At 73.4% G+C, this 17767-nt stretch carries 15 protein-coding genes; 7 read left to right on the top strand and 8 right to left on the bottom strand.

Features of this window, described 5'->3' with window-relative positions; translation table 11 throughout:
- Nucleotides 1-200 precede the first annotated feature (200 nt).
- From pucD to IE248_RS07055, 3 genes are read right to left on the bottom strand one after another with little or no spacing between them, the layout of a single operon-like run.
- Nucleotides 201-2603, bottom strand: a complete 2403-nt coding sequence (gene pucD, locus IE248_RS07065) for a xanthine dehydrogenase subunit D (protein WP_100580451.1) — start codon at nucleotides 2601-2603, stop codon at nucleotides 201-203.
- Between the two features lie 2 nt (nucleotides 2604-2605).
- Nucleotides 2606-3223, bottom strand: a complete 618-nt coding sequence (locus IE248_RS07060) for a (2Fe-2S)-binding protein (RefSeq protein ID WP_037794981.1) — start codon at nucleotides 3221-3223, stop codon at nucleotides 2606-2608.
- A 2-nt stretch (nucleotides 3224-3225) separates the two neighbouring features.
- Nucleotides 3226-4122: an FAD binding domain-containing protein gene (locus IE248_RS07055; RefSeq protein ID WP_008743393.1), complete on the bottom strand. Its 897-nt coding sequence runs from the start codon at nucleotides 4120-4122 to the stop codon at nucleotides 3226-3228.
- Between the two features lie 253 nt (nucleotides 4123-4375).
- Between IE248_RS07055 and IE248_RS07050 the strand changes: the two genes are divergently transcribed.
- Nucleotides 4376-6058 (top strand): PucR family transcriptional regulator, encoded by a 1683-nt coding sequence (locus IE248_RS07050; RefSeq protein WP_073796968.1) that lies wholly within the window; start codon nucleotides 4376-4378, stop codon nucleotides 6056-6058.
- A 180-nt stretch (nucleotides 6059-6238) separates the two neighbouring features.
- Nucleotides 6239-7000 carry a hypothetical protein gene (locus IE248_RS07045; RefSeq protein WP_190030480.1) on the top strand — a complete coding sequence of 254 codons (762 nt, stop codon included), beginning with the start codon at nucleotides 6239-6241 and terminating at the stop codon, nucleotides 6998-7000.
- A 301-nt stretch (nucleotides 7001-7301) separates the two neighbouring features.
- Here the strand turns inward: IE248_RS07045 and IE248_RS07040 are convergent, their stop codons facing one another.
- Nucleotides 7302-7952 (bottom strand): GntR family transcriptional regulator, encoded by a 651-nt coding sequence (locus IE248_RS07040; protein WP_229895163.1) that lies wholly within the window; start codon nucleotides 7950-7952, stop codon nucleotides 7302-7304.
- Nucleotides 7953-8074: 122 nt separating this feature from the next.
- Here IE248_RS07040 and IE248_RS07035 point away from each other — a divergent pair, with 122 nt between their 5' ends.
- Both IE248_RS07035 and IE248_RS07030 read left to right on the top strand, forming a co-directional pair.
- On the top strand, nucleotides 8075-8908 hold the full coding sequence (locus IE248_RS07035; protein WP_190030189.1) for a (2Fe-2S)-binding protein: 834 nt from the start codon (nucleotides 8075-8077) through the stop codon (nucleotides 8906-8908).
- A 202-nt stretch (nucleotides 8909-9110) separates the two neighbouring features.
- Complete coding sequence (locus IE248_RS07030) at nucleotides 9111-10169, top strand: DUF2637 domain-containing protein (protein ID WP_037794979.1); 1059 nt, start codon at nucleotides 9111-9113, stop codon at nucleotides 10167-10169.
- Between the two features lie 78 nt (nucleotides 10170-10247).
- Here IE248_RS07030 and IE248_RS07025 read toward each other — a convergent pair whose 3' ends face one another.
- The 3 genes from IE248_RS07025 to IE248_RS07015 all read right to left on the bottom strand — a co-directional run bounded on the left by IE248_RS07025 (nucleotide 10248) and on the right by IE248_RS07015 (nucleotide 14095).
- Nucleotides 10248-10679: an ATP-binding protein gene (locus IE248_RS07025; protein ID WP_008743386.1), complete on the bottom strand. Its 432-nt coding sequence runs from the start codon at nucleotides 10677-10679 to the stop codon at nucleotides 10248-10250.
- 168 nt (nucleotides 10680-10847) lie between these two features.
- Entirely contained in the window at nucleotides 10848-12590 is a 1743-nt protein-coding gene (locus IE248_RS07020) for a pyruvate dehydrogenase (protein WP_073796971.1), read from the bottom strand.
- A 65-nt stretch (nucleotides 12591-12655) separates the two neighbouring features.
- Nucleotides 12656-14095, bottom strand: coding sequence for a protein phosphatase 2C domain-containing protein (locus IE248_RS07015; RefSeq protein ID WP_190030188.1), 1440 nt, complete (start codon nucleotides 14093-14095; stop codon nucleotides 12656-12658).
- Between the two features lie 295 nt (nucleotides 14096-14390).
- On the opposite strand from IE248_RS07015, the gene IE248_RS07010 reads away from it, so the two are divergent.
- From IE248_RS07010 to IE248_RS07000, 3 genes are all read left to right on the top strand, one after another.
- Nucleotides 14391-15368, top strand: a complete 978-nt coding sequence (locus tag IE248_RS07010; RefSeq protein WP_190030187.1) for a helix-turn-helix domain-containing protein — start codon at nucleotides 14391-14393, stop codon at nucleotides 15366-15368.
- A gap of 24 nt (nucleotides 15369-15392) precedes the next feature.
- Nucleotides 15393-15875: a DUF456 domain-containing protein gene (locus tag IE248_RS07005; protein ID WP_073796974.1), complete on the top strand. Its 483-nt coding sequence runs from the start codon at nucleotides 15393-15395 to the stop codon at nucleotides 15873-15875.
- Nucleotides 15876-15955: 80 nt separating this feature from the next.
- Nucleotides 15956-16336 (top strand): PPOX class F420-dependent oxidoreductase, encoded by a 381-nt coding sequence (locus IE248_RS07000; RefSeq protein ID WP_190030186.1) that lies wholly within the window; start codon nucleotides 15956-15958, stop codon nucleotides 16334-16336.
- A gap of 63 nt (nucleotides 16337-16399) precedes the next feature.
- Here the strand turns inward: IE248_RS07000 and rsgA are convergent, their stop codons facing one another.
- Complete coding sequence (gene rsgA / locus IE248_RS06995) at nucleotides 16400-17503, bottom strand: ribosome small subunit-dependent GTPase A (protein WP_229895162.1); 1104 nt, start codon at nucleotides 17501-17503, stop codon at nucleotides 16400-16402.
- Nucleotides 17504-17767 lie beyond the last annotated feature (264 nt).

Here is a 17767-nt window from a genome sequence, read left to right as displayed (position 1 = left end):
TGGCGGGAGCACCGGGGTGGTGGTGCCCCCGGGTTGCTGCGGGGGGATGGTGCCGGTGGACGGGCCGCGAGCGGTGCGGCGTTTTCGTCCTCCGGGCTTTCGTACTCCGGGCGGTGCGGCCGGCAAGTGTGACGTTCCCTGGTCACACCGCCCGGAGAGCTTGGGGTCCGGGGGCCTCTCGGCCCCCGGAGAGCGCCGTCCTAGAGGGTGCCGGTGAGGGCTTCCGGACGGATCGGCGTCTTGTTGAGCTCCAGACCGGTCGCCTGCCGGATCGCCGCGAGGACGGCCGGGGTGGACGACAGGGTGGGGGCCTCGCCCATGCCGCGAAGGCCGTACGGCGCGTTCGGGTCGGCGAGCTCCAGGACGTCGACCGGGATGGTCGGGGTGTCGAGGATGGTCGGGATCAGGTAGTCCGTGAAGGAGGGGTTGCGCACCTTCGCGGTCTTCGGGTCCACGATGATCTCTTCCATGATCGCGACGCCCAGGCCCTGGATGGTGCCGCCCTGGATCTGTCCGACCACGGAGAGCATGTTCAGGGCCTTGCCTACGTCCTGCGCGGTGGCGAGCTCCACGACCTTGACGAGGCCGAGCTCGGTGTCCACCTCCACCACCGCGCGGTGCGCGGCGAAGGTGTACTGGACGTGGCCGTCGCCCTGGCCGGTGACCAGGTCGAACGGGACGGTCGGCCGGTGCCGGAACTCCAGCTCCAGGTCGATCGCCTCGCCTTCGAGGATGTCGGCGATGTCCGCGAGGACCTCGCCGCCGTCGGTGACGACCTTGCCGCCCTCCAGGAGCAGCTCGGCGTGCGCCCAGGCCGGGTGGTACGAGCCGTTCTTGCGGCGGCCCATCTCCAGCAGGGCCTCGCGGACGTGCTCGCAGGTGTTCTTCACGGCGCCACCGGTCATGTACGTCTGCCGCGAGGCGGACGTGGAACCGGCGGAGCCGACCTGCGTGTCGGCCGGGTGGATGGTCACCTGGGTGACGCCCAGCTCCGTACGGGCGATCTGCGCGTGGACGGTGACACCGCCCTGGCCGACCTCCGCCATGGCCGTGTGGACCATCGCGACGGGCTCGCCGTTGATGACCTCAAGGCGCACGCGGGCGGTCGAGTGGTCGTCGAAGCCCTCGGAGAAGCCGACGTTCTTGATGCCGACCGCGTAGCCGACGCCGCGGACGACGCCCTCGCCGTGGGTGGTGTTGGAGAGGCCGCCGGGCAGCGCGCGGACGTCCGCGCCCTCGCCGGCGGTCTCCCACTGGCGCTCCGGCGGCAGCGGGCGGGCCTTGACCCGGCGCAGCAGCTCGGCGACGGGCGCCGGGGAGTCCACGACCTGGCCGGTGGGCATGATCGTGCCCATCTCCATGGCGTTCAGCTGGCGGAATTCGACCGGGTCCATGCCCAGCTTCGCCGCGAGCTTGTCCATCTGGGCCTCGTAGGCGAAGCAGGCCTGGACGGCGCCGAAGCCGCGCATCGCGCCGCAGGGCGGGTTGTTCGTGTAGAGCGCGATCGCCTCGATGTCGACGTCTTCGATGACGTACGGGCCGACCGAGAGGGAGGAGGCGTTGCCCACGACCGCCGGGGAGGCGGACGCGTACGCGCCGCCGTCCAGGACGATCCTGCACTTCATGTGCGTGAGCTTGCCGTCCTTGGTGGCGCCGTGCTCGTAGTGGAGCTTCGCCGGGTGGCGGTGCACGTGCCCGAAGAAGGACTCGAACCGGTTGTAGACGATCTTGACCGGCTTGTTGGTGGCGAGGGCCAGGAGGCAGGCGTGGATCTGCATCGAGATGTCCTCGCGGCCGCCGAAGGCGCCGCCGACGCCCGAGAGCGTCATGCGCACCTTCTCCTCGGGCAGGCCGAGGACGGGGGCGATCTGCTTGAGGTCCGAGTGCAGCCACTGGGTGGCGACGTAGAGGTCGACGCCGCCGTCCTCGGAGGGCACGGCCAGACCGGACTCCGGGCCGAGGAAGGCCTGGTCCTGCATGCCGAAGACGTACTCGCCCTCGACGATGACGTCGGCGCGCTTGCGGGCCTCGGCCACGTCGCCGCGGATGATCGGCTGGCGGTGCACGATGTTCGGGTGCGGGACGTGACCGATGTGGTGGTCGTCGCGGCCCTCGTGGATCAGCGGCGCGCCCTCGGCGAGGGCGGAGGCCTCGTCCGTGACGAGCGGCAGCTCACGGTAGTCGATCTTGATCTTGGCGGCCGCGCGGCGGGCGGTCTCCGGGTGGTCGGCGGCCACGAGGGCGACCGGCTCACCGTGGTGGCGCACCCGGCCGTTGGCGAGCACCGGGGTGTCCTGGATCTCCAGGCCGTAGTTCTTCATCTCGGCCGGCAGGTCGTCGTACGTCAGGATCGAGTAGACGCCCGGCAGCGCGAGGGCCTCGGAGATGTCGATCGAGACGATCTCGGCGTGCGCCACGGTGCTGCGCAGGGTCTGGCCCCACAGCATGTCCTCGTGCCACATGTCGGAGGAGTACGCGAACTCGCCGGTGACCTTGAGGGTGCCGTCCGGGCGGAGCGTGGACTCGCCGATGCCGCCCTTGGCGTGCTTCTGGGTGACGTTGGTCGGCGTGCCGGCGGGAACCGTACGGGTGTTCTGAGCCATGGTCAGACCGCCTCTGACTGCCGGGCGGCCGCGAGGCGGACCGCGTCGAGGATCTTCTCGTAGCCCGTGCAGCGGCAGAGGTTGCCGGACAGGGCCTCACGGATGTCCTGGTCGGACGGGGAGGAGTTCTCCTCCAGCAGCGCGTCGGCCTGGACCAGCAGACCCGGGGTGCAGAAACCGCACTGCACGGCGCCGGCGTCGATGAACGCCTGCTGGATGGCGGAGAGCTCCACACCCTCGCCGGTCTGCGAGTCGCCCGGCCGGGCCTGCCAGCGCTTGGCCGCGTCGAGGGTGACACCGCCCTTGGCACCGCAGCCGCCGGCGCTGCCGCCGCTGCCGCAGGCTCCGCCGTGGCCGTGCTCCTCGCGCTGCTTGGCGAAGTCGGCCAGGCCCTCGACGGTCACGACGTCGCGGCCCTCGACCTGGCCGGCGGCCACAAGACAGGAACAGACGGGCACGCCGTCGAGGCGGACGGTGCAGGAACCGCACTCGCCCTGCTCACAGGCGTTCTTCGAACCCGGCAGGCCCAGGCGCTCGCGCAGGACGTAGAGGAGGGACTCGCCCTCCCACACGTCGTCGGCTTCCTGCTGACGGCCGTTGACAGTGAAATTGACGCGCATGCTTACGCAGCCCCTTCAAGCGAGCGGCCGTTTCCGGTACCGCGGTACTGCTCCCAGGTCCAGACGAGCTGGCGGCGAGCCATGATGCCGACCGCGTGACGGCGGTACTTCGCCGTGCCGCGGACGTCGTCGATCGGGTTGGCCGCGCCGGAGGCGAGGTCACCGAACTGCTTGGCGATCGACGGGGTGACGACCTTGCCGGACTCCCAGAAACCGCCCTCTTCGAGCGCGGCGTTCAGGAACTCCTCGGCGGCCTTCGCGCGGATCGGGGTCGGCGCGGCCGAACCGATGCCGGTACGGACGGTGCGGGTCTCGGGGTGCAGCGCCAGGCCGAAGGCGCAGACCGCGATGACCATCGCGTTGCGCGAGCCGACCTTGGAGTACTGCTGGGGGCCGTCCGCCTTCTTCACGTGAACGGTCTTGATGAGCTCGTCGGGGGCCAGCGCGTTGCGCTTGACGCCCGTGTAGAACGCGTCGATCGGGATCAGCCGGGAGCCGCGCACGGACTCCACCTCGACCTCGGCGCCCGCCGCGAGCAGCGCGGGGTGCGAGTCACCGGCCGGGGAGGCGCAGCCGAGGTTGCCGCCGACGCCGCCGCGGTTGCGGATCTGCGGGGACGCGACGGTGTGCGAGGCCAGCGCCAGGCCCGGGAGCTCCGTGCGGAGGTTCTCCATGATCTGCGTGTACGGGACGGAGGCGCCCAGGCGCACCACGTCCTCGGCGACCTCCCACTCGCGCAGCAGACCGATGCGGTTCAGGTCCAGGAGGTACTCCGGCCGGCGGTGGTCGAAGTTGATCTCGACCATCACATCGGTGCCACCCGCAATCGGCACAGCGGTGGGGAACTCGGCCTTAGCGGCGAGCGCCTCCTCCCAGCTGGCGGGGCGAAGGAAGTCCATGTGCGGCTCTCTTCTTCTTCATCGTGTCGTTCACTTCAAGCCAGGAGGCCTTCGGGCCCTCGACTGGTCGTTCACGTGCTGTTAACGCGGTGTGGAGTCAGTACACAAGCCGCGCGTCCCCCGGGTGCAGTCACCGAAACCATGAAGGAGTTGGCTGGCGGCCTCTCCCGTCTTGTAGATTCGTATGAAAGGCAGGATGCGATGACCTGCCCGATTTCCAACGGCAACATCGAGACAGATCGGCGGCGACATCATGCGGCTGCGCGCACTGCTGGAAACCGAGGCGCTGGGGCTGCGGCTGCTGGGCGGCGAGGAAGAACTCGACCGGACGGTCCGCGGAGTCATGACGACCGACCTGAGGGATCCCAGCCGATACCTCACCGGAGGCGAACTTGTCCTGACAGGGCTTGCCTGGCGAAGAAATTCAGCCGACTCCGAGCCATTCGTACGAATCCTCGCGAGCGCGGGTGTCGCGGGGCTCGCGGCCGGTGAGGCGGAGCTCGGGGACGTCCCCGACGATCTGGTGTCGGCCTGTGTCCGCAACCGGCTGCCGCTGTTCGCGGTGAACGAGGACGTTGCATTCGCCACGATCACGGAACACGTCGTGCGGCAGGTCTCCGGAGAACGCGCGGGGGACCTCGCGGCCGTCGTGGACCGCCACCGCCGTCTGATGACATCGGGCCCGGCGGGCGGTGGCCCCGATGTGGTGCTGGATCTGCTCACCACGGACCTCGACCTCCGGGCCTGGGTGCTGTCACCCGCGGGCCGGCAGATCGCCGGGGCCGGCGAACCGCTGGCGCCGGGCGTCTGCGCGGCACTCGCGAGTGAGCACCTCGCAGCTGTCCGGACGGGCCGCAGGGGTCCGCACCGGATCTCCGTCCAGGGTATTACCTACTCCCTGTTCCCGATCAGGGGACACGGCCGCGGCCCCGGCGCCGGCCCCGCCGCGCGCGACGTCCGCGAGAGCGTGCTCTCGGACTGGCTGCTGGCCGTCGAGGCGGACGCGGGCGACTGGCCCGCCGAGCGGCTCGACCTGCTCCAGGGCGTCACCCAGCTGATCGCCGTCGAGCGGGAGCGCCGCGACGCGGCCCGTACGGTGCGCCGCCGGCTGGCGCAGGAGGTGCTGGAGCTGGTCCAGACGGGCGCCCCGCCCGCCGAGATCGCCGCCCGCCTGCGGGTGGCCGCCCCGGTGCTGCTGCCCGGGCTGGGCGCCGCCCCGCACTGGCAGGTCGTCGTGGCCCGGGTGGACTGGGACGGCGGGGACATCCCCGGCGGCCCGGTGGCCCAGTCGCTGCTGGAGGAGATCCTCGTCGACCCGTCGGCCTCGGGCCCCGAGCCCTCCGACCGGATCGCGGTGGCCCACGCCGGTGACGAGGCCATCGCCCTCGTCCCGCTGCCCGCGCCGCCCGGCGAGGCCGGAGAGGACAAGGGCCCGGACGCCGCCCTGCACGCCGACGTCCTGCTCGCCACCGTACGGGAGCCCCTCGCCGCCGGTCTGGCCGACGACGGCCGGCTCACCCTCGGCGTCAGCGCCGCCGTGCACTCCGCCGAGGGGCTGCGCGGGGCGCTGGAGGAGGCCCGGCACGCCCGCCGGGTCGCGGCGGCCCGGCCGGGCCGGGTCTGCGCCGCGGGCCACCACGAGCTCGCCTCGCACGTCCTGCTGCTCCCGTTCGTGCCCGACGACGTACGGCGCGCCTTCACGGCGCGGCTGCTCGACCCGCTGCGGGACTACGACCGCCGCCACCGCGCGGAGCTCATCCCGACGCTGGAGGCGTTCCTGGACTGCGACGGCTCCTGGACCCGCTGCGCGACCCGGCTGCACCTGCACGTCAACACGCTGCGCTACCGGGTCGGGCGAATCGAGCAGTTGACGGGGCGCGACCTCTCCCGGCTGGAGGACAAGCTCGACTTCTTCCTCGCACTGCGGATGAGCTGAGCCGATACGGCCGGGCGCGGGGCCGGGCCGGCTCCGGGCACCTGACACGGTATCCGGACTTTGTGAAAAGGTTCACCCGACCCCTTGGCCGAGCAAGCCGATCCGTGCTCTCATTTCGCCCCAGGGCTCGAAGACGCGCTGCTTGGTTGCTTTGGGGAGGGCAATGTGGCGGACACCGCCATGTCCGGTGCCGGAACTGCCGGGGGAGACGACCCCCTCCAGCGGGCGATATGGCGGCTGCGCTCGCGCGGCTGTTGGACCGACGCGGCGGCCCTGCTGACGCCGCACGCGCACCACGCGGGGGCCGCCGTACAGCGCACCGCGCTGCTGGTCGAGCGGTGCCTGTTCACCGGGCAGGGCTGGCCCGAGGCGGAGGACGCGCTGCGGGTCGCGGAGGCGGTGGCGCGGGACGACGACGAGCGGGGCGCGGCGGCCTGCGAGCGCGGCCAGCTGGCCTACGCGGCCACCGTTCTGGGCGTACGGGACCGGGCGGACGAGGCCCGCTCGGCCCTGGGCCGCGCGGCGGCGCTCCTGTCCCCCGGGTCGCGGACCCGCCCGCTGCTGGACTTCCGCCGGGGCCTGGTGGCGGAACACCTCGCGGACGCCCCGCAGTCGGCCCGCCCGGCGTACCGGCGGGCCCACGCGGGGGCGCTGGCCCACGGGGACACCCTGCTGCTGTCCTTCACGTGGCGCCACCTGGCCGCGCTGGCGCTGCGGGACGGGGAGGTGGCGGAGGCCCGGCAGGGCTTCGCGGAGTCGCTGCGCATCCGGGAGGACCTGGGGTTCCTGATCGGCACGGCCCCCGCGCTGGCCGCGCTGGCCGAGGCCGAGCCGGAGCCGGAAGCGGCCCGCCTCCGCGCGGAGGCCCGCCGGCTGTTCCACCTCCTGGGCGGCATCCCCACCTGGCTGGCCGACCAACTCCACCCAGCCCCAGCCACCTGACCACTCAGCCCCGCCGACGCCATCCAGCCGCGCCGGCACCACCCAGCCCCGCCGGCGTTTGAGGCGCGGGGGCCCGGGGGCTGGCCCCCGGCAACGGCGCCGCAGACGGCCACGGGCGACGCCGCCGCCACCATTGACCCCGCCGGCGCCATCCAGCCCCGCCGGCGTTTGAGGCGCGGGGGGCCGGGGGCTGGCCCCCGGCAACGGCGCCGCAGACGGCCACGGGCGACGCCGCCGACGCCATCCAGCCTCGCCGGCGTCTGAGGCGCGGGGGCCCCGGGGGCCGGCCCCCGCAACGGCGCTACGGGTGGGCGTGGGCGTGGATCAGGGAATCGGACAGGGCGAGGTCGCCTGCGACGAGGGCCTCCAGGAGGGCCGTGTGCTCCCCCGCCTCGGCGACGAGGACGGCGCGGGGGGTACGGGCCGCGCCCGGGAGCGGCCACTGCGCCCGGCGGTGGAGCTCCTCCGCGACCTGGAGCAGCTGGGCGTTGCCCGCCAGGGCGAGGACCTCCCGGTGGAAGCGCCGGTCGGCCTCCGCGTACCCCGCGAGGTCACCCGCCTCGGCCGCCTCCACCGTCGCTGCGGCCGCAGGCCGCATCGCGGCCCACACCTCCGAAGGAACCGTCCGCGCCAGCCTCAGCATCACCGGCACCTCCAGCAGCGCCCGTACCTCCGCCAGCTCCGCCATCGCCCCCGGCGTCCGCGTGAGCACCCGGAACCCCCGGTTCGGCAGGCATTCCACGGCCCCTTCCAGGGCCAGCTGCTGCATCGCCTCGCGCACCGGCGTCGCCGACACCCCGAACCGCTCCCCCAGCGCCGGGCCGGAGTAGATCTCCCCCGGCACCAGGTCCCCGTCCACCAGCGCCGCGCGCAACGCGTCCAGGACCTGCCCGCGCACCGAATGGCGCAGCACCTTCTGCGCCGGGATCCTGGCGCGGGCCGTCTCGTGCATGCGGTCCTCCTCCAGGGGTCTTGACCTGCTCAGAGAATAGGTGACCCGGTTCCGCCACCACCCCCGAGCGTCAGGTAAGGTAAGGCTTACCTGTTAACGATCGTGTGATTCGGTGGTCCCGCATGACGACCCTGCCCGCCGTCACCGCCGCGTACGCGCGCCTGACCGAGGCCTACGGCGGGCTCCGGGTCACCGAGCGGTCCGCCGCCGAACCCTCCCCCCGCGGTGCGGGCTGGGTCGGCGCGGAAGAGCTCGCGGCGGGCGGGGCCGCCCTGGACGCCTTCCTCGCGTGGGACGAGGCCCAGGTCCTGCGGGACTACGGCCGGCCGGCCCGGCCCGATGTGGTGGCCGGCTTCGGGCTGCACCGGTACGCGTGGCCCGCCTGTCTGCTGATCACGATCCCGTGGTTCCTGCTGCGCCGGGTCCCCCGCCTCCCCGCCACGCAGGTGGCCTTCCACCGGACCCTCGGCCGGATGAGCGTCCGCGTCGAGACCTTCGCCTGCCTGCCGGACGACCCGGCGGCCACCCTCCCCGGGGCCCGTGTCGTGCCTGACGAGGGAGCGCTGCGCGAGGAGGTGCGGGCCGCGGTGGCCGAGCACCTCGGAGCCGTGGTGGAAGGTTTCGGCCCGCGCATGCGGCGCGGCCGCCGCGCCCTGTGGGGCATGGTGACCGACGAGGTCGTCGAGAGCCTCTGGTACGTCGGCCACCTGCTCGGCGAGGAGCAGCGGGCCATGGCCGAGCTGGAGGCCCTGCTGCCCGGCTCGACGGCCCCATACACCGGCGGCGCGGGGTTCCGCACCCTCACCGGGCCGGACGGCGAGGCGCTGCCCACCCGGGACCGGGCCGGGTGCTGCCTCTTCTACACGATCCGCCCCGAGGACACCTGCGTCACCTGCCCCCGCACCTGCGACACGGACCGCGTCGCGCGGCTCACGCAGGCCGCCGCCGCGAGCTGATCCCCGCCGGACCCACTCGCTCGGATGCCCGCCAATCGAACTCAACACCGGCTGCACGAGCGGTAGTTCGATCTACAACACCCTATCCGACGGGCCCCGCCCCCCGTTGGCGTCCTCTTGGCCCGAAAACCGCGTGAACCGCCGGCCGGCTGCGCCACTATGGCGCCCGGAACGCCGCATACGCGAGGCAAGGGACATCCTCATGAGACTGACCGACATATCGCTGGACTGGCTGCTGCCCGGCAGCCTGCTGATCCTGGGCGTACTTGCGGCAGTTGCGGTACTGGCGCGGGGCAAGCGGGAAGGCGAGAAGGCCGCGGCCGAGGACAGCTGGGAGCGCAGCGAGGAGCGGCGCCGGCGCAAGGAGGCCGTCTACGGGACCGCCTCGTACGTCCTGCTCTTCTGCTGTGCGGCGGTGGCCGCCGCGCTCTCCTTCCACGGGCTGGTCGGCTTCGGCCGGCAGAACCTGAACCTGTCCGGTGGCTGGGAGTACCTGGTGCCGTTCGGTCTCGACGGCGCCGCCATGTTCTGTTCGGTGCTCGCCGTCCGCGAGGCCAGCCACGGCGACGCGGCCCTCGGCTCGCGCATGCTGGTCTGGCTGTTCGCGGGCGCGGCGGCCTGGTTCAACTGGGTGCACGCCCCGCGCGGCATCGGGCACGACGGGGCTCCGCAGTTCTTCTCCGGCATGTCGCTCTCGGCGGCCGTGCTCTTCGACCGGGCCCTGAAGCAGACCCGCCGCGCCGCGCTGCGCGAACAGGGCCTGATCCCGCGTCCGCTGCCGCAGATCCGGATGGTCCGCTGGCTGCGGGCGCCCCGGGAGACCTTCGGGGCGTGGTCGCTCATGCTGCTGGAGGGCGTCCGCACCCTGGACGAGGCCGTCGACGAGGTGCGCGAGGACAAGCGCGAGAAGGAGCAGGACCGCCACCGCAGGCGCGACCAGAACCGGCTGGACCGGGCGCGCATCAAGGCGCTGGGCCGGCAGAACCGGGCGTTCGGCCGCTCGCGCGGTCGCCAGGTCGATCTGCCGGGGCTGACCCCGGGTCCGGGCTCCGCGCCGGTCGGCGCGGAGCCGGCCATACCGGAAGCGGAACAGCTGACCCTGCGCCGCCGGCCCTCCCTTCAGGCCGTGAACGCGGCCGACTCCCTCGATCCGTCCGGCCCCCGGACGGTGGACCTGACCGCCGAGGACGACACCCAGACGATCCCCCGGCTCGACTCGCTGGAACGCAAGCTCAAGGACCTGGAGCAGCAGTTCGGCTGAGCCGAACCGCCGCCCCCCAGGAACCCCTGGCTCCGTGACCGGACCCCGAGCAGGGTCTGCCCGAGCGCCACAGCGCGCTCAGGCGGGCCCTGCTTCGAACGTTCCGGCCAGCTCGAACCACACCACCTTGCCGCCGCCCGGCGCGGGCGCGTCCACCCCCCAGGCATCGGCGAGCGCCTGTACGAGGACCAGCCCCCGGCCGTGCGTACCGTCGTCGGCGGTCGGTACGTACGGCCGGGGCCGGCGGTTGGCGTAGTCCCTGACCTCCACCCGCAGCCGGTCGGCGGCGAGGCTGGCGGACACCTCCGCGCCCTGCTCGGTGTGGACGAGGGCGTTGGTGACGAGCTCCGTGATCAGCAGCTCCGCCGCATCGGCGGTGTCCGGCCGGCACCGGTGGCGCATCAACTCCCGTAACGCCCGGCGGACTTCGCCCACCGATTTCAGGTCGGCCCGGGGCAGGCTGCGGGTCATCTCCAGCTCGTCCGCCCCGTCCCTCCCGGCTCCGCCCATGCCCGACGGTTCACGCGGTACGGGCCTGCCCCGTCTCCACAGCTTTCCGGTCTTCGCCCCCACCCGCACGGCGATGCCCCTCCCCCGCGTCTCTCCCCGATAACGAAAGCCTCTCGAACAGGCCTACGTGAGCATGCCCCCCGGGGGAAATCCGCACTCCTGCGGGAGTCAGGGCCGGGGTACGTTGCGGAGGTTGGATCGAGCCATCTGGATCATGCGGCCCACCCCGCCGTCCAGCACGATCTTGCCGGCGGAAAGTGCGAAACCGGTCACCATTTCGGCGCTGATCCTGGGGGGAATGGACAGTGCGTTGGGGTCGGTGACCACGTCCACCAGCGCCGGCCCCTTGTGCCGGAAAGCGTCCTTCAAAGCGCCCGTGAGCTGCTTGGGCTTCTCCACACGGACCCCGTAGGCGCCCGCCGCGCGGGCGATCGCGGCGAAATCCGGGTTCTTGTTCGTCGTCCCGTACGAGGGCAGGCCGGAAACCAACATCTCCAACTCGACCATGCCCAGCGATGAGTTGTTGAAGAGGACCACTTTGACGGGCAGGTCGTACTGCACCAGGGTGAGGAAATCTCCCATCAGCATCGAGAAACCGCCATCGCCCGACATCGAGACCACTTGACGGCCCCGGTCGGTGAACTGTGCCCCGATGGCCTGCGGAAGCGCGTTGGCCATGGAGCCGTGGCTGAAGGAGCCGATGATGCGCCGCTTGCCGTTCGGCGAAAGATAGCGCGCGGCCCACACATTGCACATGCCGGTGTCGACGGTGAAAACGGCGTCCTCGTCGGCCAGTTCGTCGAGCACGGAGGCCACGTACTCGGGGTGGATCGGCGTGTGCTTCTCCACCTTGCGCGTGTACGCCTTCACCACCCCCTCCAGCGCGTCGGCGTGCTTCTTCAGCATCCGGTCGAGGAAGCGGCGGTCCGTCTTGGTCTTCACCCGGGCGTTCAGGGCCCGCAGGGTCTCGCGGACGTCGCCCCACACGGCGAGCTCCAACTGGGAGCGACGGCCGAGGTGTTCGGGACGGATGTCCACCTGGACGATCTTCACGTCGTCGGGCAGGAAGGCGTTGTACGGGAAGTCCGTGCCCAGCAGGATCAGCAGGTCGCACTCGTGGGTGGCCTCGTAGGCCGCGCCGTAGCCGAGCAGCCCGCTCATGCCGACGTCGTACGGATTGTCGTACTGGATCCATTCCTTCCCGCGCAGGGCGTGCCCGACGGGGGCCTTGACCCGGCCGGCGAACTCCATCACCTCGGCGTGCGCCCCGGCGGTGCCGCTGCCGCAGAACAGGGTGACCCGGTCGGCCTCGTCGATCAGCCGGACCAGCTTCTCGATCTCCCCGTCGCCGGGCCGTACCGTCGGGCGCGCGGTGACGAGCGCGTGCTCGACGGACTTCTCCGGCGCGGGCAGCGAGGCGATGTCGCCGGGCAGGGACACCACGCTGACGCCGCCGCGCCCGATGGCGTGCTGGATGGCGCTCTGGAGCACCCGGGGCATCTGCTGCGGGTTGGAGATCAGCTCGCTGTAGTGGCTGCATTCGGTGAACAGCCGGTCGGGGTGGGTCTCCTGGAAGTAGCCGAGGCCGATCTCGCCCGAGGGGATGTGCGAGGCCAGCGCGAGGACCTGCGCCATGGAGCGCTGGGCGTCGTACAGGCCGTTGATGAGGTGCAGGTTGCCGGGGCCGCAGGAGCCGGCGCAGGCCGCGAGGGTGCCGGTGATCTGGGCCTCGGCGCCGGCCGCGAAGGCGGCGGTCTCCTCGTGCCGGACCTGGATCCAGTCGATTCCGTCCGTTCGGCGGATCGCGTCCACGACGGGGTTCAGGCTGTCGCCGACGACCCCGTACATCCGCCGCACGCCCGCGCGCACGAGGATGTCGACGAACTGCTCCGCCACGTTCTGCTTGCCCATGGAGTGGCGCCCTTTCCGGTGCGGCTGTGCCGGGTGCGCCTTCCATCCACGCACGTTCCGCCCGGCTACGCCTCCCAGACGGCGGCGGCCGTCCGGTCGTCGGCGTAGCCCTTGACGCGGAGCTGGGTGTCCGCGAGGAACGCCGCCAGGCCCGGCGGCTCGGGCTCGGCCCAGCGGGCGGCGAGCGCCGCCGGAAGCAGGGCCTCCTCCCGCATCGGGTCCGCGAGGCCGCCGGAACACAACAGCAGGGTGTCACCCGGACGGGCCACGGAGGCGCGGAAGCGGAAGCCCCCGTCGGCCGGGTCCTCGGCGGCGGGCTCCCGGGGGTCGGGCCCGGGCTCCAGGTCCTGCCACTGCCCGGCGCGGAGCCGGAACAGTCCGCCCGCGCCCGTACCGAAGCAGACCCGGGTCCTGCACTGCGGATCCACCGGGAGCAGCAGCCCCCGCAGCCCGGCCGTGTAGTCCTCCTCGGCGAGGCCCAGCTCGGCGGCGCGGGCCCGCAGCCGGCCGTACCCGCGGTCGGTGAGCCGCTGGAGCCCCGAGCGCAGGGCGTCGCGGCGGCCGGAGCGGATGTCCGCCGCGAGGCGCTCCTGGCTGCGTCCGATGGCGGAGGCCACCCCGTGGCACACCTCGGCGGCGGCCTCCCGGGCCCCGGGGGCGGCCCGGTCGCCGCCCGCGAGGGCCACGAGGACGAGGGCGTCGTCGCCGGTGCCGAAGCGGGCGGTGAGCAGGAAGTCCCGGCGGGCCTCGCCGCGGTAGCGGGCGGAGTCCCCGCGGACGGAGGCGGCGCGCAGGGTGTACGTGCCGTGGCGGGCCCCCTCCAGGACGGTGTCGGGGATCTGCCGGTCGAGGTCGGCGGGGTCGGCGACGGGCAGCGACCCCGGCTCGGCGGCGTAGGTCGGGGCGCGGTCGCCGAGGTGGCGCACCTCGGGCCGCCGCCCGTCGGGAGCGGACTCCGGGGCGGGGGCGGGGGCGGGGGCCTGCGGCTGCTCGGCCCGCTCCGGCTGCGGCTCCTGGCGCGTCTGCGGCTCCGGCTCCCGTTCCGCGGCCGGCGGATCCTGCACGCGGGGCGTCCCCCACCGCGACGCCGGCGGCTCGGGCGGCACCGTCACGTCCCCGAGCGCATATCCGGTCGGCCCGGCCCGCCGCGGATCGCTCGGCGGGGCCGGTACGGCGGACCCCTCACCGGCACGCTGATCCGCGCCGGCCGCCGGACCCCGGTCGGGGTCCGCCCCCGGGCCGGCCGGGCGGCGGGTGGGCGGGACCTTCGGGTCCGGGGCCGTCAGGTCCGGGAGGGCCGGGTCCGCAGCGGCCGGGGCCGGGGCGGACTGGCGCTGGCCCGGGAGCGGGACCGGTTCCGGGGGCCGGGCGGGCGGCGCGTCGGTCACGACCACCGCCGCCGAGCGGAACCGGTGGTCCAGGGTGTCCCCGGGATCAGGCTCCGGTCCCGCCTCGGGGTCCTCGTACAGCTTCTGCCACCAGTCCTCCGCGCCCTGCTGACTCATGACCCCATTCTCGGCCTGAAGGGCCTTCGAAAAACGCCGAATACCCGAAAGGGGTCCCCCGGGCCGCCGCGTGCGATATCGGGCTCATCGCTCGCCCCAGGTGAATTCGGGCCAACTCCTGCGTTGCACGGCGATGTCACCGCGTAAGTGGCTTCTGACCTGCGGTGGTTGGTGCCGCGGGGGCGCCATCTTGGCAGAGTGGCGGTGGGTGCGGCGATGATGTCCGGGGCGGGTTCGCGCCGTGGCCGCTTCCCGCCAGGCGCCGTGCGGAAATGGGGTGGGCGGATTGCTGGGGTTGCTGGGTGCGATAGGTCTGGACGAGGGCCAGGAGTCGGCGTACCGGGCGCTGGTGGCGCTGGGCGCGGCGGAGGTCCCGGACCTCGCGCACCGGCTGACCCTGCCGGCGGCGCAGACCGAGCGGGCCCTGCGGCACCTGGAGCGGCAGGGGCTGGCGGCGCAGTCCTCGGCCCGGCCGGGGCGGTGGGTGGCGGCCCCGCCGGGGGTGGCGCTGGCAGCGCTGCTGACCCGGCAGCGGCAGGAGCTGGAACAGGCGGAGCTGGCGGCCGCGACGCTGGCGCGGGAGTACCGGGTGGAGGCCGCCGAGGCGGCGGTGCACGACCTGGTGGAGGTGGTGACGGGCGCGAGCGCGGTGGCGCACCGCTTCCACCAGCTCCGGCTGGGCGCGGCGCAGGAGGTGTGCGCGCTGGTCGGCGGCCGGTCCCGGGCGGTGCCGGGGAGGGAGAACGAGGCGGAGGAACGGGCCTCCGTGCGGGGTGTCGAGCACCGGGTGGTGATCGAGCGGGAGGTGCTGACCCTGCCGGCGGGGATCCGCGAGGCCTCGACGGCGCTGGCGCGGGGCGAGCGGATCCGGGTGACGGGCGAGGTGCCGACGAAGCTGGTGATCGCGGACCGCGCCCTGGCCATGGTCCCGCTGACGGCGCCCGGGGCGGAGCCGGCGGCGCTGGTGGTGCACGCGTCGGGGCTGCTGGACTCGCTGACGGGGCTGTTCGAGGCGGTGTGGCGGGAGTCGCTGCCGCTGCGGCTGGGCTCCGCCGGGGCCCCGGAGGAGTCGGACGGCGGCCCCGACGCCACGGACCTGGAGGTCCTCTCGCTCCTCCTGGCGGGGATGACGGACGCGAGCGTGGCGAAGCACCTGGAGCTGGGCCTGCGGACGGTGCAGCGGCGGGTGAAGGGGCTGATGGAACTGGCGGGGGTCACGACGCGGCTCCAGCTGGGCTGGTACGCGTACGACCGGGGCTGGGTGGCCCGATAGGCGCCGGTCGGTCACGCTGAGCAGATGGATCTGCCTCAGCTGCTCCTGGTGGGGCTGGTGCTGGCGCTCGGCGTGGTGGGGGTGCTGGTACCGGGCGTGCCGGGGACGTGGCTGGTGTGGGCGGGGCTGCTGTGGTGGGCGTTGCACGAGCGGTCGTCGCCGGCGTGGACGCTGCTGGTCTCGGCGACGGCGCTGCTGCTGGTGGTCCAGGTGGTGAAGTGGCTGCTGCCGCCGCGACGGCTGCGGGGGGTGGGCGTGACCACCCGGATGGCGGTGTACGCGGGTGCGGGCGCGCTGGTGGGTTTCGTGGTGCTCCCGGTGGTGGGCGCGGTGCCGGGGTTCGTGGGCGGCATCTACCTGTGCGAGCGCCTGCGCCTGGGCACCTCCGGCGAGGCCCGGGCCTCGGTCCGCGCGGTGATGCGGGCGGTCGGTACGAGCGTCCTGGTGGAACTGTTCGCGTGCCTGCTGGTCGTGGCGGGCTGGCTGGGCGTCGTCCTGGCCGGCTGACGGCGTAGTGCCGGGGGCCGAGGGGCAGCTCGGCCGAAGGTCCGATGCGGGGGGCCGGCGGCGCTGCGAGGGTGGGGCGTATGACGGAGTTCAAGGGTTTCAGCGAGGCGGAGCAGGCGTACCTCACGTCGCAGCACCTGGGGCGGCTGGCGACGGTGGACGCGGCCGGGCAGCCGCAGGCGAACCCGGTGGGGTTCTTCCCGCAGGAGGACGGGACGGTCCTCGTCGGCGGCCTGGCGATGGGCACGACGAAGAAGTGGCGCAACCTGCGGGGCAACCCGCGGCTGGCGCTGGTGGTGGACGACCTGGTGAGCACCCGGCCGTGGCGGGTCAGGGGCATCGAGATCCGCGGTCGCGCCACGCTGGAGGTCGGCCCGCACGCGCTGGGCCCGCACTTCAGCCCGGAGGTCATCCGGATCCACCCGGAAAAGGTCTTCGCCTGGGGCCTCGACGAAGCCTGACGGCCCCGCCGCACGACCCGACACCCCGCCCGGCGCGGCCGGGCGGGGCGGGGTGCGCCGGGGTCAGGCTCGGCCGGTGCGCTTGGCCGCGTGGTTGGCGCGGCCTTCCGCGGCCTTCAGGCGCCAGTCGCGGCGGATCTCGGAGCGGAGGCGGGCGTCCGTCTTGGCGACGATCCGCTGGTTCTCCCGCATCAGCTTGCGGTAGCTCTCCAGGCGCCGTTCCGGCAGTTCCCCGGACCCGACCGCCGCCAGCACCGCGCAGCCCGGCTCCGCCTCGTGCGCGCAGTCGTGGAAGCGGCACCGCGCCGCGTACTCCTCGATCTCCGAGAAGACCTGGCCGACGCCGGCCTCGGCGTCCCAGAGGCCGACGCCGCGCAGCCCCGGGGTGTCGATCAGGACGCCGCCGCCGGGCAGGGCGAGCAGGTTGCGGGTGGTCGTCGTGTGCCGGCCCTTGCCGTCCACGTCGCGGGTGGCCCGCACCTCCATGACGTCCGCGCCGAGCAGCGCGTTCGCCAGGGTGGACTTGCCCGCGCCGGAGATGCCGAGGAGCACGCTCGTACCGCCGGCGACGACCGCCGCCAGGACGTCCGTTCCCTCCCCGGTGTGGGAGGAGACGGTGAGGACGTCGACGCCGGGGGCGGTGGTCTCCACGTCCTGGACCAGGTGCGCGAGCGTCACCGGGTCCGCTATGAGGTCCGCCTTGGTCAGGACGACCAGCGGCTGCGCGCCCGACTCCCAGGCGAGCGCCAGGAAGCGCTCGATGCGGCCGAGGTCCAGCTCGACGGCCAGGGAGACCGCGATGATCGCGTGGTCGACGTTGGCGGCGAGGATCTGCCCCTCGGACCGCTGCGAGGACGTGGAGCGCACGAAGGCGGTCCGGCGCGGCAGGTACGTCTTCACGTACCGGGGGTTGCCGGCCGCCTCCACCGCTGCCCAGTCACCGGTGCAGATGACGCGCAGCGGGTCGTGCGGGGTGACGAAGGCGGTGTCGGCGCGGACGATGCCGTCCGCGGTCATGACGTCGCACTGGCCGCGGTCCACCCGCACCACGCGACCGGGAACCAGGCCCTGTTCGGCGTGGGGGGCGAACTCGGCCTCCCACGCCGCGTCCCAGCCCAGGGGGGTCAGGGAGGAGAGAGGGGAGGAGAGCGGAGAAGAGAGAGACAAGGGGAACCCTTCACAGGGTGGCCCCGGCAGCGCGCGCTCGGCGGCGCGCGAAGAGGTGTGAGGTCAGCCGGAGGCCACGGAAGTGACATTGATGGTCTTCTGAGTGCGGGCAACAGCGCCCTGCGCGACGACAGTCATCAACGAGCTCACCTCCGTGTCATACGACGGTTCCGCACCGCTCGGCGGGAACGGCCCCACCGTAACAACCGCCCCTGACCCCACGCGAATTCTTTTTCCGTCCGCTGTCCGATTCGTTCAAGACCG

Source organism: Streptomyces goshikiensis (assembly GCF_014650555.1).
GTDB lineage: Bacteria > Actinomycetota > Actinomycetes > Streptomycetales > Streptomycetaceae > Streptomyces > Streptomyces goshikiensis.
Note: the sequence above shows the minus strand (reverse complement) of the source record. Positions and strands in the feature narration are given on the sequence as shown.